This is a genomic window from Staphylococcus shinii (assembly GCF_017583065.1).
Taxonomy (GTDB): domain Bacteria; phylum Bacillota; class Bacilli; order Staphylococcales; family Staphylococcaceae; genus Staphylococcus; species Staphylococcus shinii.
Genome location: NZ_JAGEVL010000001.1, coordinates 55995 through 81299 on the forward strand (window position 1 = coordinate 55995; position 25305 = coordinate 81299).

The window sequence follows — 25305 nt, forward strand, 5'->3', positions numbered from 1 at the left end:
AAATTTTTTAACTTTACTATCGAATGCTATGCGTTTATCTATTATAATTAAGTTACTGAACACATAAAGGAGCGTTTTTTGTTATGAATTCATTTGGACCATTAGAGATTGGTTTAATTGTGGCAATTGTTGTAGCAATAATTTGTTTCATTTTATTTATCATTGCTTTGAAAAGTAAAAAGAAAGCACAACAAAAGGTAGAAGAACAATACAAAACCAGAGAACAAAAACTAAGCGACGAGCATGAAGAAGAATTAGAAAAAGAAAGAATAGAAAATAAAAAAACAGTAACAAAGCAAAAAGAAGAATATAATGCTACAGTTAGTTCAAAAAACAGGGAAATTGATGCATTAAAATTATTCTCTAAAAATCAAAGTGAATATGTAACTGATATGAGACTAATTGGCATTCGAGAAAGATTAGTAAATGAAAAAAGAATTCGTCCAGAAGATATGCATATTATGGCCAATATATTTTTACCTAAAAATGAATTTAATGATGTACAGCGTATTAGCCACCTAGTACTTACACGTACTGGTTTATATATTATTGATTCACAATTATTAAAAGGTCATGTATACAATGGTGTGAGTGCCGCACAGTTTAAAGAACAACCTATGATGGAACAGGTATTTAATACCTTGGAGCTTGATAGACAAGAACCACAAACCCTTGTATTAGATCAAAATGAAGATGAAAATTCATTGTCTTTTGTTAATTACACTACTCATTTAAATGAGATTGAGAAACTTGCTGGTGATATTCAAACTGAATTAAATTTAAAATTCACACCGACAACAATTTTATATTTTAATCCTAAAAATGAAGGTGATGTAACAATTTCAAACTATGCGCAAAGTTCAAATACGAAAGTGCTAGTTGGTCCAGAACAATTGGATGAATACTTTAATAAATTCGTATTCCATGGTCGTATTCAATATAACGTTGAAGATTTACAACGTGTTATGGATGAAATTGAATCATTTAACTAAAGTTACAAATTTCATAGTTCAAGAAAAATAATGAAATGTAGTACATAATGTCAGCGAAAGCCATCAGGCTTTTGTTGACATTTTTTGTTAAGGATAAATTAAAAAAAATTCTAATTCGTCTGCATAAATAAATTAAGTTAAATTAAATGTGAAGCTGTCATCTTATATCATAAGAAAATACAAAAATAAGAACTAATTATAAGTATTTAGGCATTTTTATTTATATATTTCGAAATATTTATTAGTATAATAATTAACAAAATAAAAAGGGGATTTTAACTTGGAAAATATTACATTTTACAATGGGAATGAGATGCCGATTGTTGGTTTAGGTACATTCCGCGTGGAGAATAACGATGAATGTGCAGCATCAGTAAAACATGCAATTGAAAGTGGTTATACACATATCGATACGGCGATGATTTATGAAAATGAAGACAAGGTAGGTCAAGGTATTGCTGAAGGATTAGCTTCAACAGGATTAAAAAGAAGTGACTTATTCATTACTTCTAAATTATGGCTTGATGACTATGGTAGACAAAACGTCGCAAATGCATATGAAACAAGTTTAAACAAACTAGGCTTAGATTATTTAGATCTATATCTAATGCACTGGCCTGGGACTGACGAAGCACTGATGATTGATACATGGCAAGGTATGGAAGATCTTTATAAAAATGATAAAGTGAAAAATATTGGTGTAAGTAATTTTAATGTTGAACATTTAGAAGCATTATTAGCGCAAGTTTCAATTAAACCAGTAATAAATCAAGTAGAATTCCATCCATATTTATTACAATCTTCTTTAAATAGATATCTGGAAGTTCAAAATATTCATATGGAGTCTTGGTCACCATTAATGAATGCACAAATTTTGGAAGATGAAACAGTAAACGAAGTAGCAAATGAAGTAGGAAAATCACCGGCTCAAGTAATCATTAGATGGAATATTGAACATGGTGTTGTAGTAATCCCAAAATCGGTTACTCCTTCTAGAATAGAAGAGAATATTGATGTATTTGATTTCGCTTTAACAGCTGAACAAATAGAAAAATTAGATAACCTCAATGAAGAACGTAGAATTGGACCAGATCCTGCAAAATACAGTGGTCATTAAAAAATTATATAAAACGCTATTTTTAGTAAAATAACAATAATTAAATTATTGAGTTAGTGATACATAATCATTAGCTTTGATTTAATTATGTATATGTTATAGATTTACAAGTCTAATGAACTTGTCATTATTATATATGAATAATTTTAAATGAAAGCAAAAAGCCATAAACTCAATTTAATGAATTTATGGCTTTTTATAATGAACTTTTAAGATTGCACTTTATAATATGTAACCTAATAAACAGGCTAAAAAGGAAACACCATATTGGAGTGCAGAATAAGTAATGAAATAAACAAATTTCTTTTTAATCATTAATAGTTGGACGAGTTCAGATGATAAAGTAGAAAAGGTAGTAAGACCGCCTAAAATACCAACTATTAAAAAGGGTTCAATCCAATCTAACTTGAGCAGCGAGCCTAATAAGAGTCCAATGATAAAACTACCACCTATGTTAACGATAGGCGTTGCAACTGGTAATTTACTATTGAATTTGTGATTACAAAAATTAGTGATAAATCCTCGGATGACTGCACCTATGCCACCGCCCAACATGATTAGTAAACAGTTAATCATGAGCTACTTCCCCCAATCTAACACCGATATAACATAAGAAAATTCCTAAAACATAGCTACTTAGCGCATAAAAAGTAAGGGATAAATAAGCTTGTTGCTCAAATAGATGTATAAGTTCAAATTGAAATGTCGAAAAGGTAGTCATTGCACCCAATAGACCTGTAGTAATACCTTTTTTTAAAAGTGGGTTATTCTTATAATATTCTATAGTCAGTGTCCCTAGAAAACCCATTAAAAAAGCACCTAAAATATTAGCGATAAATGTGCCAATAGGAAAAGCAGAATTAACACTGATAAATGAAAACAAGTATCTTAGTAGCGCACCGACAGCGCCTCCTACAAAAATATATAAATATTGCATTTTTAGCATGCTTCCTTTCTAAAAACCAGGACAAGTTTTAGCAACATCGCGTTGCTATTAATTCTTATTTATTGTTAGCATAATATCAAGTATAAATAGAAATATAGAATATATTTTAAATTGAAATCGTTCAGAACTGCTTAGGTTTAGGCATAATTTTTAAAAATCAAAGATTCGCTTTGACCACAATAAATAGAGGCCAAGACATACATCGTTGTCCCAGCCCCCTTAATTAGAATATTATGCCAAATGTTGATAGAGAAGCAATAATATGAATAACAATTACAACTAATATAACGTATGGTAATATTTTGCTTGCTTTTCGTATCCAATCTGACTCTTCGTGTAGATGTTTGATTGATTTATCAGCAAAAATAATGGAAATTATTAAAATAATAGCATTTATAATACTACAAACAAATATTAATTTTATCATCGAATTAAAATGCATGTTTAATAGAGGGTTTCTTGTATTAAAATAAAAACTAACAATAACCAATAAACTAGATAAATAAAAATAAAGTTTTGAACGTGCCATTTGTACCTCCTAATGCAATTCATTTAACTATAATACCATAAATTTACAAAAAACTAATGAAATTTATGTTTATATAGTATATTAACATATTGAATATATGCTCCTGTACCAATAGTCAATATATATAATAAAAGTTTAATTTTACTGTAAAAATATTCTGATTTTAAGCAAAAGATTAGAAATAATGCTTTGTAAGTGGTATAACTAAGTTGTATGGTTAATAACCGTTATCAAATAATTCTTTGTTGAATTATTTAATTAAGTCAGGAGGAATAAGTAATGGCAAAATTAAATGTTGAAGTATTTGCGGATGGTGCAGATATTGAAGAAATGAAAGCAGCTTATAAAAATAAACAGGTTGATGGTTTTACTACTAACCCAAGTTTAATGGCAAAAGCAGGTGTAACTGATTATAAAGCTTTCGCTGAAGAAGCTGTTCGCGAGATTCCTGATGCTTCTATCTCATTTGAAGTATTTGCAGATGATTTAGAAACTATGGCAAAAGAAGCTGAAATTTTAAAACAATATGGTAGTAACGTATTTGTTAAAATTCCAGTTGTAAACACAAAAGGTGAATCAACTATTTCTCTAATTAAAAAATTATCAGCAGAAAATGTTCGTTTAAACGTGACTGCTGTTTATACTTTAGATCAAGTTAAAGAAATTACAGATGCTGTAACTGAAGGTGTTCCAACTTATGTATCAGTATTTGCTGGCCGTATTGCAGATACAGGAGTTGACCCAATTCCTATGATGAAAGAAGCTGCTGAAATTACACATAGTAAAGACGGCGTGAAATTATTATGGGCTAGTTGCCGTGAAGTAATTAATGTTATACAAGCTGATGAAGTTGGCGCTGATATTATCACATGTCCAGCAGATGTTGTTAAAAAAGTAAACAACAATCTTGGCCGTGACATTAATGAACTCTCAGTTGATACAGTTAAAGGATTTGCAAAAGATATCCAAAGTTCAGGCTTATCAATTCTTTAATCGTAAAAGTAAATTGAGTTTTATTTTTAATTTAAAATAGTGAAAAAAACCGGGGCATTTATTAATGTCTCGGTCTTTTTTATACATTAAAAATATAAAATTTTGAAATATATCTGATATACTGTATATTATAAATTTTCTAGCTAATTCACTCCTTGTTCAATGTTATGATGCATGCAATGATTAGCTAGTTAGGAGTGAAGTAATGAAGTTACAGCCACCTAATATTAATGGTTATTTAGAGAAGAAAGATTTAACAGATGTATTTGATGAAGTTGATGATCTAATAGAATTAGCAGAAATCTCAAATTCATCATTGGAAGGAAAAGTATTAGATAGGTTGTTAATATATGAATCAACTATCAAAGATTGTAGTTTTGCTAATTCAGATTTGGGGCGCGCTGATTTTACAGATGTTGTATTTGAAAACTGTGATTTTTCAAATTCTAAGATGGATTATGGAACTATTCATAGAGTATCTTTTAAAAATTGTAGAATGACAGGAACATTATTCAAAAACATGAGATTAAGCCATATTACATTTGAAGAAGTAAAAGCAAATTTTATAAATTTAGTAGAATCGAAAATTGATACATTTAGAATCAATACAAGTGACCTAGAAAATGCTGAATTTCATAATACTTTGCTTAAAAACGTGGAATTTTTAAAATCTAATCTAAATAATATGTCAATCTACCAAACGTCATTAAAAAGTTGTGACATAAGTAAATCATTTTTTGGACATATCACTGTTGGAAAAGATGATTTAATAGGGTGTAAAGTATCGAGTGAACAAGCTATTCAAATTGCTAAATTAATCGGTATTATTGTCGTTGACTAAGTATAAAGAAATAAAATAGTAGTAATACATATTTATTCTAAAAACCGTCAAATTTAATTGAATCACTGTGATAATTGATTTATCATTTAAGAAAGTAACTGAAGTGATGTGAATGTGATAAAGGAGAACATTTCAAATGAAAGCAAATATCTTTGAGCAAAAAGTGAAAAAGCAATTATGGTTTTTAAACAAAAAAGAGAAAAATAAATTAGATGAAGTGTTATCTAAAACAGTTGATTTAAATGAAAGCGATCAATTAAAACGTCCAGTTGCATTCTCAAATCAATTTTTGAAGGAATATATTTTTAAAGAAAAAGTCGTTTCAAGTACGCAATTATTCGTATTATTATTAGGCATTTTAGGTACGTATATTGTACTTATTGGTTTGTTCTTGTTCGGTTTTTTGACAAGTTTGACTTCAGTACAATATTTCATTAAGCCAGAAGTCGAGCTATCAACAGTTACTGTTGTATTAACCTTGGTGGGAGCCTTGCTATTAGTTATAGTCAGTCTATACATGATAAAAGTAGTAACTGGATATTTCACTAAAAAATTATTGGAATATAAGCACAATAAAACTTTATAAGACTAGCTTAAAAGGTGAGAAAGTGTTAAACTTTCTTGCCATTTTTTATATACAAAAATGTATGGGGCGTCTACAGTGATAAATGTCCCGTTATTAAAATAAATTATTGTGGATGAACCTTTTGATTTTAAACCGTTAATAGTACACCCATTAATGTAATATTGTATAGGAGACCGTTGAGGCTTTACAGGGAATATTGTTGTTTGATGATTGATATAAATCGGCACTAATTTCCTTATTTTTAATATACGTTTAGACTGTTTAAGCTGAACTGTATGAGAGCGTTGGTGTTTCTCTAAAATATAGTTAATGGCTTGATTAATTGTAGAAGGGTATACAAATTGATGTGTAGTGAATTGGCAAATTGTAAGTGTTTCTGGCCCTATTGCAGTTTTAAAATATAATATTTTAGTTAGATTGGACATAAATATTTCACCTCATTTATTAAAATAATAGTTGTTATACTTAATTTTGACTCTATTTTGATAATTTTTTAATGTGGAAATTGAACAATTTAATTTTTCAGCTAACTCTTTTTGCTTATAACCTGCTAATTTTAACTGAAGCCAAAGTTGCTCTTTTTCTGATAATTGAGAAATGAAATTTTCATACAAGATTTGAGCATCATCAAAGGAGTAATTAATATTAGAAAGGTTATCTAATTCAGCTACGTCGAATGTTTCTATTGAACGATGTGAACGAAAAAGGTCAATTAAAAAGTAATTGAGACGGGCATATAAAAATGAATTCAAAGATGATTTTTGAGGATTATAAACTTTTGATAATTCCCACATTTTTATCGTGAGTAATTGCACATATTCATCATTATTGTACTTAATATTATATTTCTTTAGTAGAAAATAGATAATGTGCTTGGAATTTTTATATAATTCATTAAACTCCATCGTTAAACTCCATCGTTGTATATACAACAAAAATTTCCGGATAGATTTAGTTTATTGTTAAAAATAGTAAATTTCATTTGCTAAATAGTTATATAAGGTGTTAAATAGAAAGCATAAGGTAGATAAATTTAAGTTTTATAACATCAACGCGTATTCAACTTAAAGATATAGCAATTAGAGATAAATATTATCTTCGGACAATTATCAGGAGGTTTTTATGGATTACGCACATTTAAATTTAGAACATTTTTTTGCGAAACATAATGATTTAGATATAATTAAAGATAAATCAGACTTTGTTATGATTAATAATATGACAAATGAAATGATGTATCGAGATGGTGAAATAGAAGGTGCGATAGATTTAAATCGATATTATTACAAAAATAGATCTCAAGCTGCAAGTTTTATCATAATGGAATATCGTAAAAGTCAAGAGTAATGAAATTAAGATTTCATTACTTTTTTTATGAATATATGACAACAATCAGATTAAATTGTACGATTAAGTAATTAGTGTTAAACTTTATTATCAGATAGTCTCAATAGCAGTATTACATAGATTAAAGAGGCTCCATTCCTAATTATTACCTAAGAGGTGTGAACATGACGAAGCATAAAAAAGGCTCAATATTATCAATTATTGGTTTATTGATAATCTTAGGGGTAGCTGTAGTCGTTGTCTTTTCAATGATATCAGATCAAATCTTTTTTAAAGATGTGGACGAACAAGAGAAAGTTGAAAATCTAAAGGTTACTTTAGATAAAGCATCTAAAAAGCAAATTGATAACTACACAAGCCAACAAGTTTCAAGTAAAGATAATAAAAGTTGGAGAGATGCATCATCTACTGAGATAAAAGCCGCAATGAATAGTAGTAAGTTTATAGAGAGTGATACTCAAAAATATCAATTTTTAGAGTTGGATAAATACCAAGGAATCGATGAAAATAGAATTAAACGTATGTTAATTGATAATCCAATATTATTAAAACATTCAGATGACTTTATACAAGCAGCGAAAAATAAACATGTAAATGAAGTTTATTTGATTTCTCATGCGTTACTGGAAACAGGATCAGCTAAGAGTGAACTTGCAAGTGGTGTAGAAATTGATGGCCAAAAATATTATAACTTTTTTGGGGTCGGAGCATTAGATGAAGATCCAATCAAAACTGGATCAGAATATGCTAAAAAACATGGTTGGGATACACCAGAAAAAGCTATAAGTGGTGGGGCAAACTTTATTCATGATCACTTTTTATCAAATAAAGATCAGAACACACTTTATAGCATGAGATGGAATCCTAAAAACCCTGGTGAACATCAATACGCTACCGACATTAAATGGGCTGAAAGTAATGCAAGCTTAATGGCCGATTTCTATAATGATATGAAAACAGAAGGTAAGTATTACAAGTACTTTGTTTACAAAGATGACGAAAAACATAGAACACAATAAATAACCACGTGCTAAGCGTATGGTTTTATCCTGTCAATGAAGTATTAACTTTGTTGGCAGTTTTTTATTTTTACACCAGCTTTCATAGTTTATTTATTTGTAAAATTATAACTATGTATCTTTGAACATAATATAGTATAGAATTGTATGGATAATAGGCATGGGTTGATAATTTAGAAAATCTGACTTTCAATTTCAGTTTAAATAACTATAATAAAAAGCCAAGCGTCAACTGACGTTTGGCTTTTTAACGTTTTATAATAGCTGTAATTAGGAATATTCTAATTTATTTGACTTTGTTTTTTTGACTAATAAGTATAAATAACATAAGCGTTGAGATAAATACTTTTAAAATAAATTTGATAATATCACTTCCTAGTTAAGATAATTAGTTTTCTATTTTCATCTACTTGTCATCAAAATAATTATGTTTTTTTAAGAATGCTTCTGCTACCACAGCTGGTTCTTTTCCTTTGCCATCAGCTTCATAATTTAATTTTTGCATTTGTTCAGTGCTAATTTTACCATCAAGTTTCGATATTGATTTTTTAATTTCTGGATGTTGTTTGAGTAACTTATTTGGAGCAACCGCACTGGCATCATAAGGTGGGAAGAAATTCTTGTCATCTTTTAATACAACTAAATCATATGCTGCTATTCTCCCATCTGTAGTATAGCCTAGTGCTACATCTAATTTATTGTTTTTTAATGCGTCATAGACAAGACCAATTTGCATTGGTTTGAGAGAATTAAAGCCGAATCCATAGTGTTCTTGGAATGGTGCGTATCCATCTCCACCACGTTTAATCCAAGTTGTATCAGTCCCAACATTGACTTTGTCTTTTACTTTTTTTAAATCTGAGACAGTGTGTAAATCATATTTTTCTGCGGTTTCTTTTGTAACCATAAATGCAAAAGTGTTTTCAAAACCATAGGAGTTAAAAAACGTTTGATTAAACTTTTGGTTAAATAAATTTTTAGTAATTTTCATCGCTTTGTCTGTATCGGTAATAGGTTGTTGTTCGAGCACACCAACTAAATCTGTACCTGTGTAACGAGTGCTTGATATATCTGCATCGTTATTCATTAATGCGTTATGCTGTATCGTTGCAGACCCTAAATTGTTGATAATAGCACCAGATATTTCACCTTTTGTATCATGCTCGATAAGTTCTTTTAACATATAAGCCATAATTTGTGATTCGCTAGTAGCTAACGCTGAAATTTTAACTGTGTTTTTTGATTGCCCGCCACCTAAGCCTGGTAAATCACAGCTAGATAGTATAAGCGTACTTGCTATAATAAAAAATAAAAAGCTTCTTAAATACGTCATTATTGAACTCCTTAAATATATTAAAAAAACTATTATTTCAATGTATTTAGATTAACACACTTAGCAAAACATTATAACACTACTTGATAAAATAGTAGTAGACCATTAATGTGTAATATACACACAAGGACTGGTATAATAGGGAGAAATAATCTTAGTAAGGAAGTGTACTATGAGAATTGCCATCATTGGAATGGGCACTGCAGGTGTCACGCTTTTAAAAGAATTAGTGAAAAGTGATTCCTTTTCTAAAATGAGTATTGATGTATATGATAACCCTATAAATATGGGACAAGGCGTTCCGTTTCAAAATGACAGTGCAGAATTATTAATAAATTTACCGGCAGCTCAAATGTCTTTAAATTTAGACAATCATAGAGAGTTTTATGAGTGGTATGAAACGCAATATACGTTTAAATTTTCAAATCCAGAATATTTACCAAGATTTATATTTGGACATTATATGAAAGATTATTTAAAAAAATATAATCATAATTATGACAATATACATACATTCAAAGAAGAAGTTTCTGAAGTGTTTATTGAGTCAGAAATTGGCCAAACAGATGTGACATATTGTGTTTGTACTTCCAAAGAAATAGAAAATTGTAGAAAGTATGATGTTGTGTTTTTGACTATTGGTACTTTGTCGTATCATGATCCATATGGTCTAAAAGGAATACGTGGTTATATTAAAACACCATATCCAACCTATAATACGTTAGATGATGTACAAGATTCCGATGAAATCGCTATTATTGGTACAGGATTAGCAAGTTTAGACGTGATTCGCTATGTAACGGCGCATCATCCTAAATTACCCATTACTGTTGCTAGCCGAAAAGGACGTTTGCCAAGCGTAAGGGGTGAGATGCCCGATATCGATTTTAAGTATGTAACTCCTGAAAAGTTTAACGAAATAAAGCGTAAGCATTTTGGTAACGTACCTTTAGATGAAGCGATAAAGTTATTTTTGAAAGATTGTGCATTGCATAATATTGATGTCGAAACATTAGTTCATCGTAGTCAAGATGATCCAATTAAAGATTTAACTTATGATTTAGAGCATGCTGATGCTTTAGGGAAATTACAAAGTATACTAGAATTAACGAAAGAAAATTTAAATTGGATTTGGAATAGTTTAAGTAGGGAAGATCAAAAACGATTTTTAACTGATTATCAACCTATATTAAAAGAGAATTCAAATCCAATGCCTCCACAAACAGCGCGGTTGTTGATAGATCATATTAATCACGGCACAATCAAAATCAATAATGGTCTAGAGGATGTTCAATACAGAGATAATAAGTTCAATTTTAATTATAAAGATAAGTTAATAGAACAGTTCGATATTGTAATTAATGCGACAGGCTCGAAGACACAACTAGCAGATTTAGATGAAGATGATCAGCTCGTGTTAAATTTGGAAAATAGACAGGTTGTACAACCACATCCGCTTGGTGGTATTCAAATTGTGGCTGAAACAAATCAAATCATAAGCCCTCGATATGGCACATTGAAACATATGTATGCGCTCGGTCAATTAACTAATGGAATTAATCAATCACGTAATGGCGTTATGATGATTGTAAAACAAGCTGTTAACGTGGTTGACCATTTATTAAGTACAAAATAAAAATGTTTTTTTATTTAGATATAAATTACACCATAACAAATTAATTAAAAGTTGTAAGTTAACCGAGTTATAATTTTCCATTATTTTTTATTCGATTTTGAATTAGATTTCATATAATGATTCTTCAAATGTAAAATTATATATGAATGCGACGTATTTTGGCGAGACTCTTGAGGAAATAGCACAAGGTGAAGACTACAGGCTGTAGTTGTCTCCTAAGAAAGCGAGCCGAAAATACAAAGTATTGTATAAAAAAGAAGCACTCAGATGAATTGAATTAAATCATCTGAGTGTTTTGGGTATTCCCGTCTTAATCTCTTGGTTTTAACTAATTTGTTTGTACTTTAAATTGTAATAATTTAAAGAATATCAAAAAAATAAAGCCGACTTAGATAATAAGAATTGTCATTTTGTCAAAAGTGTAGTACCATTATTTTGTAACTTATTCAAAGTTACCTGACTCAATCATCGAATACAATTTCATAAATATTCTTTCGGGGCAGGGTGAAATTCCCAACCGGCAGTAAATTAAGCCTGCGACCTGCATTTGTTGAAGCAAATGTGGCTGATCTAGTGAAATTCTAGAGCCGACAGTAAAGTCTGGATGGGAGAAAGAATGAAGTATAACTTGGAAATAGCACTTTTTAAGTGTTTATTTAGCATACACTTTTATTTTAATATGTATAAGTGTGTATTTTATTATTGCTAAAAATGTTATATCAATATATATCCCACACCTGAAATGTTAATTTCAGGTGTTTTTTTATTATTTAGAGGTGATAAAATGAGTCATTATTTGAATTATGCTATTCAATTAGCAAAAATGGTAGAAGGACAAACGGGTTTAAACCCACCAGTTGGTGCTGTAGTAGTAAATGAAGGTCGCATTGTTGGTATGGGAGCCCATTTACAAAAAGGTGGTAAGCATGCTGAAGTACAAGCTTTAGATATGGCACGAGACAATGCTCGAGGTGGCACTATATATATTTCACTAGAGCCATGTACGCATTATGGTTCAACGCCACCATGTGTCAACAAAATCATTGAAGCGGGCATTAAAAAGGTTGTTTATGCAGTTAAAGACACAACATTACCCTCTGAAGGTGACGACATATTAGAACAGGCAGGTATCGAAGTGATATTTCGTCCTCAGTCAGAGGCAGAATCACTATACACGGATTTCTTTATTGCTAAGAATGAATCTATTCCAGAAATTACAGTGAAAGTTTCATGTAGTCTTGATGGTAAACAAGCCACTGATAAAGGAGAAAGTAAATGGATTACTAATAAAGCAGTAAAAAATGATGTGTTTCATCTACGACATAAGCATGATGCTGTATTGACAGGTAGAGGTACAATCCAAGCAGATAACCCACAATATACTACACGTATTGAAGAAGGTAAGCATCCTATAAAAGTAATCTTATCTAAAACTGGTGAAATTGATTTTGATTTAGATATTTTTCAATTAAGGAATGAACCAATATGGATTTATACTCAAAATAAAAATTTAAAAACGAATATTGAACATGTAGAAATCATAGAATTAACGAATTGTTCAATTGAAAATATATTAAAAGATTTATATCAAAGAGGAATTGGAAGTGTGCTAGTAGAGGCGGGACCCACAGTGACTTCTGAATTTCTACAATCCAAATTTACAAACGAACTAATCTTATATTACGCCCCGAAAATTATAGGTGGTTCTGGTAATTATCAATTTTTCCAAAGTGAAAATATTTTTAATCTATCAGAAGTACCACAGTTTGAAATTGTAAATTCACAAATGCTTGAGCAAAATATCAAACTAGAGTTACGAAAGAAGTGATTATTCATGTTTACAGGAATTGTTGAAGAGATTGGGACCATAAAGAAAGTATCCACGCAACAGTCTGTAGTTAACTTAAAGATTGAGTGCCAAACGATTTTATCAGATATGCATATTGGAGATTCAATCAGTGTTAACGGTGCATGTTTAACAGTGGTGGAATTTGACCATCAAAGCTTTTTAGTCCAAGTGATTAAAGGTACTGAGAATAAAACATATTTAAATCAATTAACTCAATCTGCTGAAGTTAATTTAGAAAGAGCAATGAGCGGACAAGGACGTTTTGGCGGTCACTTTGTTTTAGGTCATGTAGATGAAGTTGCTAGAATCACTCGTATACAAGCATCAGACAACTCTAAAATTGTAACAATCAAACCATCATCAGCACTAATTAAACAAATGGTTAGCCAAGGATCAATAACTGTAGATGGTGTGAGTTTAACTATCTTCCAACTAAAAGAAACTGAGTTTGATATTCATCTTATACCAGAAACAAGAAAATCAACAATTTTAAATCAAAAACGTGTTGGTGATCCAGTCCATATAGAAGCTGATATGTTATTCAAATATGTTGAACGAATTATCAATACTAATGAATCAGAATTGAGCCCAGAAAAACTTAGAGCATTTGGATTTTAGGAGGGGTAATATGCAATTAGACAGTATAGACAAAGCTTTAACAGCTTTAAAAAATGGTGATAGCATTATCGTTGTAGATGATGAAAATAGAGAAAATGAAGGTGACTTAGTAGCTGTGACGGAATGGATGCATAATGATACTGTTAACTTCATGGCCACATATGGTAGAGGCTTGATTTGTGCACCAATCAGTAGTGTTATAGCTAAAAAATTAAATTTAAACCCAATGGTTAGCGATAATTCTGACGTTTATGGTACACAATTCACAGTTAGCGTTGATCACATTGACACAACTACAGGTATAAGCGCTGAAGAGAGAACATTGACAGCTAAAGCTTTAATAGATGATCAAGCAAATGAGAATGATTTTAATAAGCCAGGTCATTTATTTCCATTAATAGCACAAGATAATGGCGTGTTGGCAAGACGTGGACATACTGAAGCATCAGTTGATTTAGCTAAATTAACAGGTGCTAAACCTGCCGCATTGATTTGTGAAATAATGAATGATGATGGCACTATGGCAAAAGGTGAATCATTAGAAAAGTTCAAAGAAACTCATGGTCTTGTTATGATCTCAATAGAAGATTTAGAAAAATATCGTAAGTCTGCTATTTCGAAATTAGAAGCAAAAGCAAAAGTGAAGTTGCCAACGGATTATGGCATATTTGATATGTATGGTTTTACAACGTCTGATAGTGATGAAGAAATAGTGGCTATTGTAAATGGAGATATTAAAAAGACTGAAAATGTACGTATACATTCAGCTTGTTTAACAGGAGATATATTTCATAGCCAAAGATGTGATTGTGGTGAGCAACTAGAAGCGTCGATGAAATATATTAAGGAACACGGCGGAATTATTTTATATTTACCTCAAGAAGGTAGAGGGATTGGTTTAATTAATAAATTAAGAGCATATGAACTGATTGAGCAAGGCTATGATACTGTAACAGCAAATATCGCTTTAGGTTTTGAAGAAGATTTAAGAGAGTATCAAAGTGCTGCCCAAATATTAAAATATTTTGGCGTTGAAAGTGTTAATTTATTGAGTAATAATCCTAAAAAATTTGAAAGCTTAGAGAACTATGGCATTAATATTACTAAACGTGTTGAACTTGTCGTACCAACTAATAAATATAACCAAGATTATATGGATACAAAAAAAGAAAAAATGGGTCACTTAATATAAGGAGGAAATTAAAATGAATTTTGAAGGTAAACTAATAGGTTCGGATTTAAAAGTTGCGATAGTTGTAAGTAGGTTTAATGATTTTATAACAAATCGTTTATTAGACGGAGCGAAAGATACTTTGATTAGACATGAAGTACCAGAAGAAAATATTGATGTTGCCTATGTACCTGGCGCATTTGAGATTCCATTAGTGGCTAAAAAATTAGCAGAAAAAAGTGATTATGATGCTGTTATCACATTAGGTTGTGTAATTAGAGGTTCGACTTCACATTACGATTATGTCTGTAACGAAGTAGCAAAAGGTATTTCTAAAGCAAATGATGTAACTGATACGCCAGTGATTTTTGGAATTTTAACAACTGAAAATATCGAACAAGCTGTTGAACGTGCTGGTACTAAAGCAGGGAACAAGGGTTCAGAAGCGGCTGTTAGTGCCATTGAAATGGCAAATTTATTAAGAGAAATATAAAAATCCTCAAGCATTTGAATTAGGATTGTGGTTAAGAGTTATAAATTTATATGCTTGAAAAGTATAATATATGAACAGTACATGATGACTAGAAAACTAAATTACTTGTATTAAGCTATTTAGAAATCTAGCCAACAATGGTAAAACGGGTATGTAATATCAATTTATTAAATTTGGTGTTGCATACCCGTTATTTATTTTATTTCTTAAAAATACGGTATAAAAATGTAGTTGCTAGTCCGAATGATGCTACAGCGCCACTAATTACACCGGCTTTTTTAAGAATATCGGGTTTCATAACTTCTTTAAACATTAAGTTTAAATTTTGTGGTCTCTCTGCTAGCCTACGCATAAAGTAACTAAACCAATCATTACCGTATGGTACATAAATACAGAAGTTATTACCTTCTCCAGCTATTTTTTCTGCTAAATCTGTACGGAACCCGTACAACATTTGAAATTCATATTGGCTTTTTTCAATATTATTATCTTTAATAAATTGTTTCATATGTTTGATGATTTCATCATCATGTGTAGCAATTGAAGTTACATTTTTTGAATTTAAAAGCCTTTTCTCCATCAAACGAATATAGTTTTTATCTATTTCTTCTTTTGTTTGATACGCTATAGTATCGCTTTCTTTATAGGCACCTTTTACCATGCGTAGTCTTAATTCTGGATATTTATCAATAAGTGCATCAGCCTTATATAAATATGCTTGAATTACAGTGCCCACATTTTTAAATTCACCTTTTAAGCGATCTAAAACTTGGGTGATATCGAATAGACTATCATACTTTTCAGTATCTATATTAATATGCATATTATCAAATTGGTTTGCCTTCAATAATATTTCACGTAAATTGCGATAAGCAAGATCTATATCAAATTCTGAACCTAGCTGACTCAGTTTAATAGACATGTGACCATCTAAGTTATGATTGTAAATTGCATACATCACTTCTATGATTTGGTCTTTTGCTTGGATTGCTTCACCTTCAGTTAGAACAAACTCTCCAAGGCAATCAACTGTAACAGTAATTCCCTTGTTATTTAAACGTTCAATTGTGTCCACCAAGGCAGTAATAGTATTACCCGCAACTACTTTATTTGCCCCGAGCATTGGCCCGATTTCCTTGGCAGTCTTATTCAAAAGCGGATTATTTGATAATCCGATAAAAAAATTCTTCACAATTGGCATATTAATTCCTCCTATTCCGCTTATAGCTATGTTTCATTAATAGTGTAGCATGAATCAAATAGTAATGAAATCGTTTACAATAAAATATATTACACTTTATATTATTAAATGTACTCATAAGTTGCATATTGAAGAGAATTATAAATTTTATTGTAGGAAATAAACTAATTTTTAGAGTTGTATTGTTATGTTTAAAATGGAAAAACTACATCATATTTTGATACAATATAGTTAATGAATTTAAAAGTAGAAGGGGAAGTATGGATAATGTGGAAATGGGAAACCGAAAATGAAGCCAAAGGTGTTGTGGTAATTGCACATAACATGCTTGAACATACAGGCAGATACGCATATGTAATTACAATGCTTCGCCGTAATGGATATCATGTAATTATGGGAGATTTGCCAGGTCAAGGGCAAACTTCACGTTCAAATAAAGGACAAATTGATAATTTTGATGTATATCATGAGCATATACTTGAATGGATTAGAATCGCAAATGAATATAAATTACCGACTTATGTCTTAGGTGTAGGATTAGGTGGTTTAATAGTTTTAAACTTACTTGAAAAAGTAGAAGTACCAATCGAAGGGTTAATGTTACTTTCGCCATTACTTGAGTTTAAAAAAAGTAATAAAACTAGAAAAGATAAAATTATTTCTAATATAGGTAAACTAGCAAAAGATACTAGGTTTAAAGTTGGTATTACGGTTGAAGATTTAACCAGAAATTCAGAAGTAATCGATGAAACAAATAATGATCAACTTATGCTACAAAAAGTGACGTACCATTGGTATAAACAAATTATTGAGATAATGAAAGAAACGGTAAATCACTTAAAAGATGTGAAATCATTGCCGTTACTTTTAATGTATGGCACAGAAGATAAAGTAGCTGATGTTGCGGCAATGGATTTAATAAAAGAAAAAATAACTACAGAAGAATTATATTTCAAAGCATGGGATGGGTTATATCATGAAATACATAACGAACCTGAAAGAGATGAAGTGATGAGATATATTCTAGCTTTCTTGAATAATAGTTCTAGCAATAATGGTTTCATAGTCCATGATGAAAATGAAGTCTCATAATAACCTGGAATTATAAATTTAAAATAATATTTGTTGCAAATGCACATTTAAGAAGGAATCGTATCAACGCGTGCGGTTTCTTCTTTTTAATTTTTCAACATAACAAGAAGAAAGGTATTTTATTTTGTGAAATAAATCACAAAAATATTGCAAATTAATTTAGAGACTGTTATATTAAACTTGTGAAATAAATCACAAATAACAGTTCATATAAGTAAGGAGAGTCTTATTATGGAATATATTAAAAGTAATAAAGTAGTTTTAATTGGTGATGGTGCAGTAGGCTCTAGTTATGCATTTGCATTAGTCGCTCAAGGCGTGGCAGATGAATTAGTGATTATTGATTTAGCAGAAGAAAAAGTTAAAGGTGATGTGATGGACTTAAACCATGCTGCACCCTATGGTGGATCACCTATAAAAATTAAAGCAGGTAACTATAAAGATTGTGATAATGCAGATTTAGTGGTTATTACTGCAGGAGCTGCGCAAAAACCTGGTGAAACAAGATTAGATCTAATCGAAAAAAACACAAAAATATTTAAAAACATAGTATCTGAAGTAATGGAGTCAGGTTTTAATGGCATTTTCCTAGTAGCTACAAATCCAGTTGATGTTCTGACTTATGTGACAAGAGAAGTCTCAGGTTTACCAAAAGAAAAAGTTATAGGCTCTGGAACAATATTAGATACTGCAAGATTTAAATACGAATTAGCAGAAGAATTTGGTGTGTCAGATAGAAGTGTTCATGGCCAAATTATAGGTGAACATGGAGACTCAGAATTAGCGGTTTGGTCACAAGCGAATATTGCAGGACAACCATTATATCAATTACTGAAAGATGACCCTGAAAGACAACACAGAATTGAAGAAATTTTTGTGAACACTCGAGATGCTGCGTATGACATTATTCAAGCTAAAGGTGCGACATACTATGGCATCGCTATGGGCTTGGTCCATATTACAAAAGCTATATTAAACAATCAAAATCTTATCTTAACTGTTTCTAGTTATTTAGAAGGAGAATACAATCAAGAAGATGTCTATGTTGGTGTACCCACAAAAATTAATCGACAAGGTGCTGTGAAAGTATTTGAAATACCATTAAACGAGGAAGAAAAAAGATTATTCAACAATTCTGTCAATATTTTGAAAGAAATGCAAAATAAAATATCTCATTTAATTGCATAATTCATAGTTTGAATTTAAACTGTATATAAGATTAATTTTATTAAAAATTCTAATATTTATTCAGTGAAGATTTTATATCACAATGAATGATGGATTTTATGAATTAATTTTACATGTTTAAACTTTATTCTATGATTGGGGGATTATTATATGGGGAAGACATTTACTGATAAAGTTGATGGTGTATTGCAATTGGAATCGGTTTTAAAAGAAATTGACGATATTTTTGCCAAAGTACAAAAGCAATACAAAATGTCAAAAGAAGAAATATTGATTCTTCTTACACTTTGGAAAGAAGGTTCAATGACTTTAAAGGAAATGGATGATTTTGTTCATATTAAGTCTTATAAACGTACAAGAACGTATAATGATTTAGTTGAAAAAACTTGGATCATTAAAGAAAGACCACAAAATGATGAACGTACAGTGATCATTCATTTCAACGAAGATTTAAAAGATCAACGGGAAAGTCTTTTAAACTTCTTTAAAGAAGAAATTGATGGCAAATCAACAAGTATTCAAAACAGTCTTAAATCTATCATTAATCTATAGGGAATAGTAAAGCCACAGTGCATAGGCACTGTGGCTTTATTTTATATAAAATAAATACTGTGATACATATATTATTTTGTATTTGCATATGTCTAGTTATTATCTTTTTTCGATTGCACAAATAAAAGGCGGATCATTTTGCTGATTTATAAATTGATATTGTAAAACGTGGGCTTTATTTTGGTTAAAGTTTTTCAAGTAATTTATTACAGCATCACGTTCAATTTTTCCTTCTTCATGACCAGGATAAATTACCAAAATAATGATACCTTCTGATGATAAAATATCAAATATAGCTTCGATAGCTGCAATAGTACTATTCGGTAGTGTAACAACCGATTTATCTCCTTTAGGAAGATAACCTAAATTAAATATTGCAGCATCTACCACGCCATGTGATTCAGCAGGTATATATTTCTTCACCTCAGAATGGCTTGCTTGATGAATTATTACATTGTTAAAATCTTTCGTTTTTTGCTGTGTATTTAGAATCGCTGCTTCTTGTATATCAAAAGCATGTACACAACCGTTTGTAACATGTTGTGCTAGAAATAGTGTATCATGTCCATTACCACATGTAGCATCGATTACGATACTCTCATCGTGAGTATGTTGTTTGATTAACGTCTTGGCAAAAGGAAGAATACGTTCTAATTTCATGATTTTACGGCGCTTTCGAAAAATTTACCTTGATAAGAACCTCTACGTGTCAGTTCGTTATCAATTTCATTTAATACTTCCCACTTATTGACACTCCACATCGGACCAACCATTAAGTCAATCGGGCCATCACCCGTAATACGATGTACAATCATTTCTTTTGGAATGATTTCTAATTGGTCACAAACTAAGTTTGTATATTCCTCTTGAGACATAAATTCAAGCATACCTTTGTCATATTGTTTGACCATCGGTGTACCTTTAAGTAAATGTAATAAGTGAATCTTAATGCCTTGAACATCCATTTGTGCTACTTCTTTAGCTGTTTCCATCATCATATTATAATCTTCACCAGGTAAACCGTTGATGATATGTGTACAGATATTAATGTTATGCTTACGTAATTTAGCTATACCTTCATAATAAGTTTCCATATCATGCGCGCGATTAATTAAATCTGAAGTTTCCTGATGGATTGTTTGTAAACCTAATTCTACCCATAAATATGTACGTTCATTAAGTTCTGCTAAATACTCAACAACGTCATCAGGTAAACAGTCAGGACGTGTGCCTATAGATAGACCGACGACGCCTGGTTCTTTTAGTGCTGTTTCATATTTTTCTCGTAATACCTCTACGGGTGCGTGTGTATTAGTGAATGCTTGGAAATATGCGATATATTGTCCATCATGCCACTTTTCATGCATTCTATCTTTAATTTGTCTAAATTGTACTTCGATTGGATCCACACGATTTCCGGCAAAGTCACCACTGCCTGCTGCAGAGCAGAATGTGCAACCGCCATGCGCAACAGTACCATCTCTATTTGGACAATCGAAGCCACCATCAATTGCAACTTTAAATATCTTTTGACCAAATTTATTTTTCAAGTGATAATTCCATGTGTGATATCTCTTATTCTCGAATGCGTAAGGGAAAAATTGCCCCATATAACATTTTCCTTTCTAAATTCATTCTAGTTAAAGATTTTAACATATTTTAGTGATATAGTGTTTAGAGTAAAATGAGAAATTTAATTTTAGAAGGGAGCTTAATGTTATGAATATGCCTAAATCAGTATGGTGGTTAGTTATTGGTATGGCATTAAATATCACAGGCTCAAGTTTTTTATGGCCGTTAAATACAATTTATATGAATGAACAATTAGATAAAAGTTTGACTATGGCTGGGTTAGTGTTAATGATTAACTCTTTTGGAATGGTTATCGGTAATTTATTAGGTGGTAATTTATTTGATAAACTGGGTGGTTACCGGACAATTATGATTGGCACTGTCATTTGTCTGATGAGTACCACATTATTGAATTTCTTTCATGGTTGGCCATGGTATGCAGTATGGTTAGTGGCATTGGGATTTGGTGGTGGTATGATAATACCAGCTATTTATGCATTGGCTGGTGCCGTATGGCCTAATGGTGGCCGACAAACATTTAACGCAATTTATTTAGCTCAAAACTTAGGTGTGGCTATTGGTGCAGCTTCAGGTGGGTTTGTTGCAGAATTAAGTTTTAATTATATATTTATTGCCAATTTATTGATGTATATCACTTTTGCAATTGTTGCAGTTACCCAATTTAATATTAAACTAGATGTGAAAGTAAAATCGAATGATACGATGAGTTTGTTATCTAGGGAATACCGACCACAATTTATAGCACTATCGTTGCTGTGTGTCATGTTTAGTATTTGTTGGATAGCATATATTCAATGGGAAAGCACCATTGCTTCATTCACACAAGAAATAAATGTTTCTATGAGTCAATACAGTTTATTATGGACAGTAAATGGTATTATGATTTTAGTGGCTCAACCATTGATTTTACCGGTGATTAGATTGTTAAAAGGTAATTTAAAATATCAAATGCTTGTAGGTATAATTATATTTATACTGTCATTCTTTGTTACAAGCTTTGCTGAACAATTTTCTGTATTCATGGTCGGTATGATTATACTTACATTGGGTGAAATGTTTGTATGGCCAGCGGTACCGACTATCGCTAACCAACTTGCGCCTAATGGTAAAGAGGGGTCATTCCAAGGTTATGTTAATTCAGCTGCTACGGTAGGGAAAGCCTTTGGCCCATTAATCGGCGGTGTAGTGGTTGATACATTTAATATGCAGGCTATGTTTTTAAGTATGATTTTCTTACTAGTGATAGCACTAATATTTTTAATGATTTATGATAGAAAATTATCAAAAGAAATTTAATAGTTAATATAACGAAATAAACTTTAGTTAGTAGTTAAAGTGATATTTTAAATAAAAATAATTATAATTAGCGTCCGAGGCATAAATAAATGTCTCGGACTTTGTGTGTTTAATTAATATTATAAACATGACACTTGAGTTAGGCCCATGTGTAAGAATCACTAACTCAATAAATTGAGAAGTAATTCTTTAGAGAAGTGATTCTTTAGTTTTACCCTTGAAATAAAAGTCTTTTTCAAATATGATTAATAATGTATATGGAGTAGTAGCTTCAAGGTTTATCTACAGAGAGCTAGGGTTGGTGGAACTTAGCGTTAAACTAAAAGTGAACTTACCAGGACTTATAGATAAATGATGACATCTCTTACTATTTTATTAAAATGAGTGCACAGATAATGTGAAGTTGGGTGGTACCGCGGTGAAAATCGTCCCTATGTAATTCAATAATAGTTTGAGGTGTCTTTTTATTAATTAGGAGGAGAAGTAGTGAATTACAATCATAATGAAATCGAGAAAAAATGGCAGGATTACTGGGAAGAATACAAAACATTTAAAACAAGCGATAATTTAGGTCAAAAGAAATTTTACGCTTTAGATATGTTCCCTTATCCTTCTGGTGCGGGATTACATGTAGGGCATCCTGAAGGTTATACAGCCACAGACATAATATCTCGATACAAACGTATGCAAGGTTATAACGTCTTACATCCAATGGGATGGGATGCATTTGGTTTGCCTGCAGAACAATATGCTTTAGATACTGGTAATGATCCTCGAGAATTTACTAAAGAAAATATTCAAACTTTCAAACGCCAAATCAAAGAACTAGGTTTTAGTTATGATTGGGATAGAGAAGTAAATACAACTGATCCTGAATATTACAAATGGACACAATGGATTTTTATTCAACTTTATAATAAAGGGTTAGCTTATGTAGATGAGGTGGCAGTAAATTGGTGTCCAGCATTAGGCACAGTTCTTTCAAATGAAGAAGTAGTAGATGGTGTGTCAGAAAGAGGCGGACATCCAGTCTATAGAAGACCTATGAAGCAATGGGTATTAAAAATCACTGAATATGCTGATAGATTATTAGAAGATTTAGATGACTTAGACTGGCCGGAATCATTAAAAGATATGCAACGTAATTGGATCGGTCGTTCTGAAGGTGCGTCGGTTACATTTGAAGTTGCTAACTTGGATGAACAAATTGAAGTGTTTACAACACGTGCAGATACAATTTATGGTGCATCTTTCTTAGTTTTAAGTCCGGAACATGAGCTTGTAAATAAAATTACAACTGAGGATAAACTTGAAGCTATAGAGACTTATCAAAAAGAAGCTGCTAAAAAATCTGACTTAGAGCGTACTGGTTTAGCCAAAGAAAAATCAGGTGTATTTACAGGTGCTTACGCAATCAACCCATTGTCTGGAGAAGAAGTTCCTATTTGGATAGCTGACTATGTGTTATCTACTTATGGTACAGGTGCCGTAATGGCAGTCCCAAGTGGTGATCAACGTGATTATGAGTTCGCAAAAGCCTTTAATTTACCAATAATTGAAGTTATAGAAGGCGGGGATATGACTCAAGAAGCCTATACTGGTGATGGTCCTCATATCAACTCTGGAGAATTGAATGGTCTATATAATGATGCCGCAATCGAAAAAGCAGTTGAACTATTAGAAAATAAAAATGCTGGTAGTAGAAAAGTAAATTATAAGCTTAGAGACTGGTTGTTTAGTCGTCAAAGATACTGGGGTGAACCGATACCTGTCATTCATTGGGAAGATGGTTCAATGACAACTGTTCCAGAAGATGAACTACCATTGTTGCTACCTGAAACAGATGAAATCAAACCATCAGGAACTGGAGAATCACCTCTTGCAAACATTGATGAATTTGTAAATGTTGTTGATGAAGCTACAGGCATGAAAGGTCGTCGTGAAACGAATACAATGCCACAATGGGCTGGTAGCTGTTGGTATTACCTAAGATATATTGATCCAAATAATGATAAAATGCTTGCCGATCCAGAAAAATTAAAGCATTGGCTACCAGTAGATTTATATATTGGTGGAGTAGAGCACGCAGTACTTCATTTATTATATGCTAGATTCTGGCATAAAGTGTTATTTGATTTAGGTGTCGTACCTACGAAAGAGCCTTTCCAAAAATTATATAACCAAGGTATGATTTTAGGGGAAGGAAATGAAAAAATGAGCAAATCCAAGGGTAATGTGATTAATCCCGATGATATTGTTCAATCACATGGTGCTGATACTTTACGCTTATACGAAATGTTCATGGGGCCACTTGATGCAGCAATCGCATGGAGTGAAAATGGCTTAGATGGTTCAAGACGTTTCTTAGATAGAATTTGGCGTTTATTAGTTACTGAAAATGATTTAATATCTAGTAAAGTGGTAAATAATAATAGTAAAGCTTTAGATAAGAGTTATCATCAAACTGTTAAAAAAGTTACAGAGGATTATAATTCTTTAAACTTTAACACTGCGATTAGTCAATTGATGGTATTTATCAATGATTGTTATAAAGCTGAGGAGATATATAAACCTTATATTGAAGGCTTTATTAAAATGTTGGCGCCAATTGCACCACACATATCAGAAGAATTATGGGCTCGTTTAGGACATGAAGAAACAATTACTTATCAACCATGGCCGTCTTATGATGAATCATTATTAGTTGATGATGAAATTGAGATTGTGATTCAAGTTAATGGAAAAGTGCGCGCTAAGGTTAACATGCCTAAAGACATCTCTAAAGAAGAGATGGAAGAAGTCGCTTTAGGGAATGAAAATGTTAAAGCTGAGATTACAGGTAAAGACATCAAGAAGATTATCGCAGTTCCTAAAAAGCTTGTTAATATTGTAGCTAAATAATTAATAGGAGGA

26 protein-coding genes and 1 riboswitch are annotated in these 25305 nt (G+C 31.2%); of the genes, 17 read left to right on the top strand and 9 right to left on the bottom strand.

The window, feature by feature from the left end; all coding sequences use genetic code 11:
- The first annotated feature begins 83 nt into the window (after positions 1–83).
- Positions 84–992, top strand: a complete 909-nt coding sequence (locus J5E45_RS00330; RefSeq protein ID WP_069792240.1) for a nuclease-related domain-containing protein — start codon at positions 84–86, stop codon at positions 990–992.
- 280 nt (positions 993–1272) lie between these two features.
- Positions 1273–2109: an aldo/keto reductase gene (locus tag J5E45_RS00335; protein ID WP_069792239.1), complete on the top strand. Its 837-nt coding sequence runs from the start codon at positions 1273–1275 to the stop codon at positions 2107–2109.
- Positions 2110–2331: 222 nt separating this feature from the next.
- On the opposite strand, the gene J5E45_RS00340 is transcribed toward J5E45_RS00335, so the two are convergent.
- The 3 genes from J5E45_RS00340 to J5E45_RS00350 all read right to left on the bottom strand — a co-directional run bounded on the left by J5E45_RS00340 (position 2332) and on the right by J5E45_RS00350 (position 3584).
- Positions 2332–2685, bottom strand: a complete 354-nt coding sequence (locus tag J5E45_RS00340; RefSeq protein WP_039067015.1) for a fluoride efflux transporter FluC — start codon at positions 2683–2685, stop codon at positions 2332–2334.
- Positions 2678–3046, bottom strand: a complete 369-nt coding sequence (gene crcB / locus J5E45_RS00345) for a fluoride efflux transporter CrcB (protein WP_208181448.1) — start codon at positions 3044–3046, stop codon at positions 2678–2680. The genes J5E45_RS00340 and crcB overlap by 8 nt, the downstream gene beginning before the upstream one ends.
- Before the next feature lie 232 nt (positions 3047–3278).
- Positions 3279–3584, bottom strand: a complete 306-nt coding sequence (locus J5E45_RS00350; protein ID WP_039067019.1) for a hypothetical protein — start codon at positions 3582–3584, stop codon at positions 3279–3281.
- 279 nt (positions 3585–3863) lie between these two features.
- Here J5E45_RS00350 and J5E45_RS00355 point away from each other — a divergent pair, with 279 nt between their 5' ends.
- The 3 genes from J5E45_RS00355 (at position 3864) to J5E45_RS00365 (ending at position 6004) form a co-directional block, all read left to right on the top strand.
- The gene (locus J5E45_RS00355) at positions 3864–4577 is read left to right on the top strand and encodes a transaldolase (protein ID WP_017722201.1); all 714 of its coding nucleotides are present in this window, start codon (positions 3864–3866) and stop codon (positions 4575–4577) included.
- A 205-nt stretch (positions 4578–4782) separates the two neighbouring features.
- A complete protein-coding gene (locus J5E45_RS00360; protein ID WP_039067021.1) occupies positions 4783–5418 on the top strand; it encodes a pentapeptide repeat-containing protein in 636 nt (211 codons plus the stop codon).
- Between the two features lie 136 nt (positions 5419–5554).
- Positions 5555–6004 (top strand): hypothetical protein, encoded by a 450-nt coding sequence (locus J5E45_RS00365; protein WP_069792237.1) that lies wholly within the window; start codon positions 5555–5557, stop codon positions 6002–6004.
- 2 nt (positions 6005–6006) lie between these two features.
- On the opposite strand, the gene J5E45_RS00370 is transcribed toward J5E45_RS00365, so the two are convergent.
- Positions 6007–6429, bottom strand: a complete 423-nt coding sequence (locus J5E45_RS00370) for a competence protein ComK (RefSeq protein WP_039067025.1) — start codon at positions 6427–6429, stop codon at positions 6007–6009.
- 12 nt (positions 6430–6441) lie between these two features.
- A complete protein-coding gene (locus J5E45_RS00375) occupies positions 6442–6909 on the bottom strand; it encodes a sigma-70 family RNA polymerase sigma factor (RefSeq protein ID WP_119586110.1) in 468 nt (155 codons plus the stop codon).
- 217 nt (positions 6910–7126) lie between these two features.
- Here J5E45_RS00375 and J5E45_RS00380 point away from each other — a divergent pair, with 217 nt between their 5' ends.
- Positions 7127–7351, top strand: coding sequence for a hypothetical protein (locus J5E45_RS00380; RefSeq protein WP_017722196.1), 225 nt, complete (start codon positions 7127–7129; stop codon positions 7349–7351).
- Between the two features lie 164 nt (positions 7352–7515).
- Positions 7516–8370 carry a peptidoglycan release complex glucosaminidase SagB gene (gene sagB, locus J5E45_RS00385; protein ID WP_039067027.1) on the top strand — a complete coding sequence of 285 codons (855 nt, stop codon included), beginning with the start codon at positions 7516–7518 and terminating at the stop codon, positions 8368–8370.
- A 406-nt stretch (positions 8371–8776) separates the two neighbouring features.
- Here the strand turns inward: sagB and J5E45_RS00390 are convergent, their stop codons facing one another.
- Positions 8777–9703, bottom strand: coding sequence for an osmoprotectant ABC transporter substrate-binding protein (locus J5E45_RS00390; RefSeq protein ID WP_039067029.1), 927 nt, complete (start codon positions 9701–9703; stop codon positions 8777–8779).
- Between the two features lie 172 nt (positions 9704–9875).
- Between J5E45_RS00390 and J5E45_RS00395 the strand changes: the two genes are divergently transcribed.
- The 5 genes from J5E45_RS00395 to ribH all read left to right on the top strand — a co-directional run bounded on the left by J5E45_RS00395 (position 9876) and on the right by ribH (position 15470).
- Complete coding sequence (locus J5E45_RS00395; protein ID WP_208181450.1) at positions 9876–11339, top strand: FAD/NAD(P)-binding protein; 1464 nt, start codon at positions 9876–9878, stop codon at positions 11337–11339.
- A 486-nt stretch (positions 11340–11825) separates the two neighbouring features.
- A riboswitch (FMN riboswitch) is annotated at positions 11826–11959 on the top strand.
- Between the two features lie 164 nt (positions 11960–12123).
- On the top strand, positions 12124–13167 hold the full coding sequence (gene ribD, locus J5E45_RS00400) for a bifunctional diaminohydroxyphosphoribosylaminopyrimidine deaminase/5-amino-6-(5-phosphoribosylamino)uracil reductase RibD (protein ID WP_039067032.1): 1044 nt from the start codon (positions 12124–12126) through the stop codon (positions 13165–13167).
- Positions 13168–13173: 6 nt separating this feature from the next.
- Complete coding sequence (gene ribE / locus J5E45_RS00405) at positions 13174–13806, top strand: riboflavin synthase (RefSeq protein WP_208181452.1); 633 nt, start codon at positions 13174–13176, stop codon at positions 13804–13806.
- A gap of 10 nt (positions 13807–13816) precedes the next feature.
- Positions 13817–14998, top strand: a complete 1182-nt coding sequence (gene ribA, locus J5E45_RS00410) for a GTP cyclohydrolase II (RefSeq protein ID WP_101093709.1) — start codon at positions 13817–13819, stop codon at positions 14996–14998.
- Positions 14999–15011: 13 nt separating this feature from the next.
- Entirely contained in the window at positions 15012–15470 is a 459-nt protein-coding gene (gene ribH, locus J5E45_RS00415) for a 6,7-dimethyl-8-ribityllumazine synthase (RefSeq protein ID WP_039067036.1), read from the top strand.
- Between the two features lie 199 nt (positions 15471–15669).
- On the opposite strand, the gene J5E45_RS00420 is transcribed toward ribH, so the two are convergent.
- A complete protein-coding gene (locus J5E45_RS00420; RefSeq protein WP_069792232.1) occupies positions 15670–16671 on the bottom strand; it encodes a proline dehydrogenase family protein in 1002 nt (333 codons plus the stop codon).
- A gap of 267 nt (positions 16672–16938) precedes the next feature.
- On the opposite strand from J5E45_RS00420, the gene J5E45_RS00425 reads away from it, so the two are divergent.
- The 3 genes from J5E45_RS00425 (at position 16939) to J5E45_RS00435 (ending at position 19503) form a co-directional block, all read left to right on the top strand.
- Complete coding sequence (locus J5E45_RS00425) at positions 16939–17763, top strand: alpha/beta fold hydrolase (protein WP_039067039.1); 825 nt, start codon at positions 16939–16941, stop codon at positions 17761–17763.
- A gap of 231 nt (positions 17764–17994) precedes the next feature.
- The gene (locus tag J5E45_RS00430; protein ID WP_039067040.1) at positions 17995–18951 is read left to right on the top strand and encodes an L-lactate dehydrogenase; all 957 of its coding nucleotides are present in this window, start codon (positions 17995–17997) and stop codon (positions 18949–18951) included.
- 150 nt (positions 18952–19101) lie between these two features.
- Positions 19102–19503 carry a transcriptional regulator, SarA/Rot family gene (locus J5E45_RS00435; protein WP_039067042.1) on the top strand — a complete coding sequence of 134 codons (402 nt, stop codon included), beginning with the start codon at positions 19102–19104 and terminating at the stop codon, positions 19501–19503.
- Between the two features lie 99 nt (positions 19504–19602).
- Here the strand turns inward: J5E45_RS00435 and mnmM are convergent, their stop codons facing one another.
- Both mnmM and mnmL read right to left on the bottom strand, forming a co-directional pair.
- Positions 19603–20163, bottom strand: a complete 561-nt coding sequence (mnmM, locus tag J5E45_RS00440) for a tRNA 5-(aminomethyl)-2-thiouridylate-methyltransferase MnmM (protein ID WP_039067043.1) — start codon at positions 20161–20163, stop codon at positions 19603–19605.
- A complete protein-coding gene (gene mnmL, locus J5E45_RS00445; protein ID WP_039067044.1) occupies positions 20160–21113 on the bottom strand; it encodes a tRNA modification radical SAM protein MnmL/YtqA in 954 nt (317 codons plus the stop codon). The genes mnmM and mnmL overlap by 4 nt, the downstream gene beginning before the upstream one ends.
- Before the next feature lie 109 nt (positions 21114–21222).
- Here mnmL and J5E45_RS00450 point away from each other — a divergent pair, with 109 nt between their 5' ends.
- Positions 21223–22392: an MDR family MFS transporter gene (locus J5E45_RS00450; RefSeq protein WP_069792230.1), complete on the top strand. Its 1170-nt coding sequence runs from the start codon at positions 21223–21225 to the stop codon at positions 22390–22392.
- A 486-nt stretch (positions 22393–22878) separates the two neighbouring features.
- Complete coding sequence (gene leuS, locus J5E45_RS00455) at positions 22879–25293, top strand: leucine--tRNA ligase (RefSeq protein ID WP_069792229.1); 2415 nt, start codon at positions 22879–22881, stop codon at positions 25291–25293.
- The last annotated feature ends 12 nt before the right edge of the window (positions 25294–25305 follow it).

What these genes read in the sequence shown, in the direction of transcription:
- J5E45_RS00330 (WP_069792240.1), top strand. Translation starts at nt 84, where the DNA reads ATGAATTCATTTGGACCATTAGAGATTGGTTTAATTGTGGCAATTGTT.
- mnmL (WP_039067044.1), bottom strand. Translation starts at nt 21,113, where the DNA reads ATGGGGCAATTTTTCCCTTACGCATTCGAGAATAAGAGATATCACACA.
- J5E45_RS00350 (WP_039067019.1), bottom strand. Translation starts at nt 3,584, where the DNA reads ATGGCACGTTCAAAACTTTATTTTTATTTATCTAGTTTATTGGTTATT.
- ribH (WP_039067036.1), top strand. Translation starts at nt 15,012, where the DNA reads ATGAATTTTGAAGGTAAACTAATAGGTTCGGATTTAAAAGTTGCGATA.
- ribD (WP_039067032.1), top strand. Translation starts at nt 12,124, where the DNA reads ATGAGTCATTATTTGAATTATGCTATTCAATTAGCAAAAATGGTAGAA.
- J5E45_RS00420 (WP_069792232.1), bottom strand. Translation starts at nt 16,671, where the DNA reads ATGCCAATTGTGAAGAATTTTTTTATCGGATTATCAAATAATCCGCTT.
- J5E45_RS00360 (WP_039067021.1), top strand. Translation starts at nt 4,783, where the DNA reads ATGAAGTTACAGCCACCTAATATTAATGGTTATTTAGAGAAGAAAGAT.
- crcB (WP_208181448.1), bottom strand. Translation starts at nt 3,046, where the DNA reads ATGCAATATTTATATATTTTTGTAGGAGGCGCTGTCGGTGCGCTACTA.
- J5E45_RS00365 (WP_069792237.1), top strand. Translation starts at nt 5,555, where the DNA reads ATGAAAGCAAATATCTTTGAGCAAAAAGTGAAAAAGCAATTATGGTTT.
- J5E45_RS00390 (WP_039067029.1), bottom strand. Translation starts at nt 9,703, where the DNA reads ATGACGTATTTAAGAAGCTTTTTATTTTTTATTATAGCAAGTACGCTT.
- J5E45_RS00355 (WP_017722201.1), top strand. Translation starts at nt 3,864, where the DNA reads ATGGCAAAATTAAATGTTGAAGTATTTGCGGATGGTGCAGATATTGAA.
- J5E45_RS00340 (WP_039067015.1), bottom strand. Translation starts at nt 2,685, where the DNA reads ATGATTAACTGTTTACTAATCATGTTGGGCGGTGGCATAGGTGCAGTC.
- J5E45_RS00435 (WP_039067042.1), top strand. Translation starts at nt 19,102, where the DNA reads ATGGGGAAGACATTTACTGATAAAGTTGATGGTGTATTGCAATTGGAA.
- ribE (WP_208181452.1), top strand. Translation starts at nt 13,174, where the DNA reads ATGTTTACAGGAATTGTTGAAGAGATTGGGACCATAAAGAAAGTATCC.
- mnmM (WP_039067043.1), bottom strand. Translation starts at nt 20,163, where the DNA reads ATGAAATTAGAACGTATTCTTCCTTTTGCCAAGACGTTAATCAAACAA.
- J5E45_RS00395 (WP_208181450.1), top strand. Translation starts at nt 9,876, where the DNA reads ATGAGAATTGCCATCATTGGAATGGGCACTGCAGGTGTCACGCTTTTA.
- ribA (WP_101093709.1), top strand. Translation starts at nt 13,817, where the DNA reads ATGCAATTAGACAGTATAGACAAAGCTTTAACAGCTTTAAAAAATGGT.
- J5E45_RS00425 (WP_039067039.1), top strand. Translation starts at nt 16,939, where the DNA reads ATGTGGAAATGGGAAACCGAAAATGAAGCCAAAGGTGTTGTGGTAATT.
- J5E45_RS00430 (WP_039067040.1), top strand. Translation starts at nt 17,995, where the DNA reads ATGGAATATATTAAAAGTAATAAAGTAGTTTTAATTGGTGATGGTGCA.
- J5E45_RS00450 (WP_069792230.1), top strand. Translation starts at nt 21,223, where the DNA reads ATGAATATGCCTAAATCAGTATGGTGGTTAGTTATTGGTATGGCATTA.
- J5E45_RS00370 (WP_039067025.1), bottom strand. Translation starts at nt 6,429, where the DNA reads ATGTCCAATCTAACTAAAATATTATATTTTAAAACTGCAATAGGGCCA.
- J5E45_RS00375 (WP_119586110.1), bottom strand. Translation starts at nt 6,909, where the DNA reads ATGGAGTTTAATGAATTATATAAAAATTCCAAGCACATTATCTATTTT.
- sagB (WP_039067027.1), top strand. Translation starts at nt 7,516, where the DNA reads ATGACGAAGCATAAAAAAGGCTCAATATTATCAATTATTGGTTTATTG.
- J5E45_RS00380 (WP_017722196.1), top strand. Translation starts at nt 7,127, where the DNA reads ATGGATTACGCACATTTAAATTTAGAACATTTTTTTGCGAAACATAAT.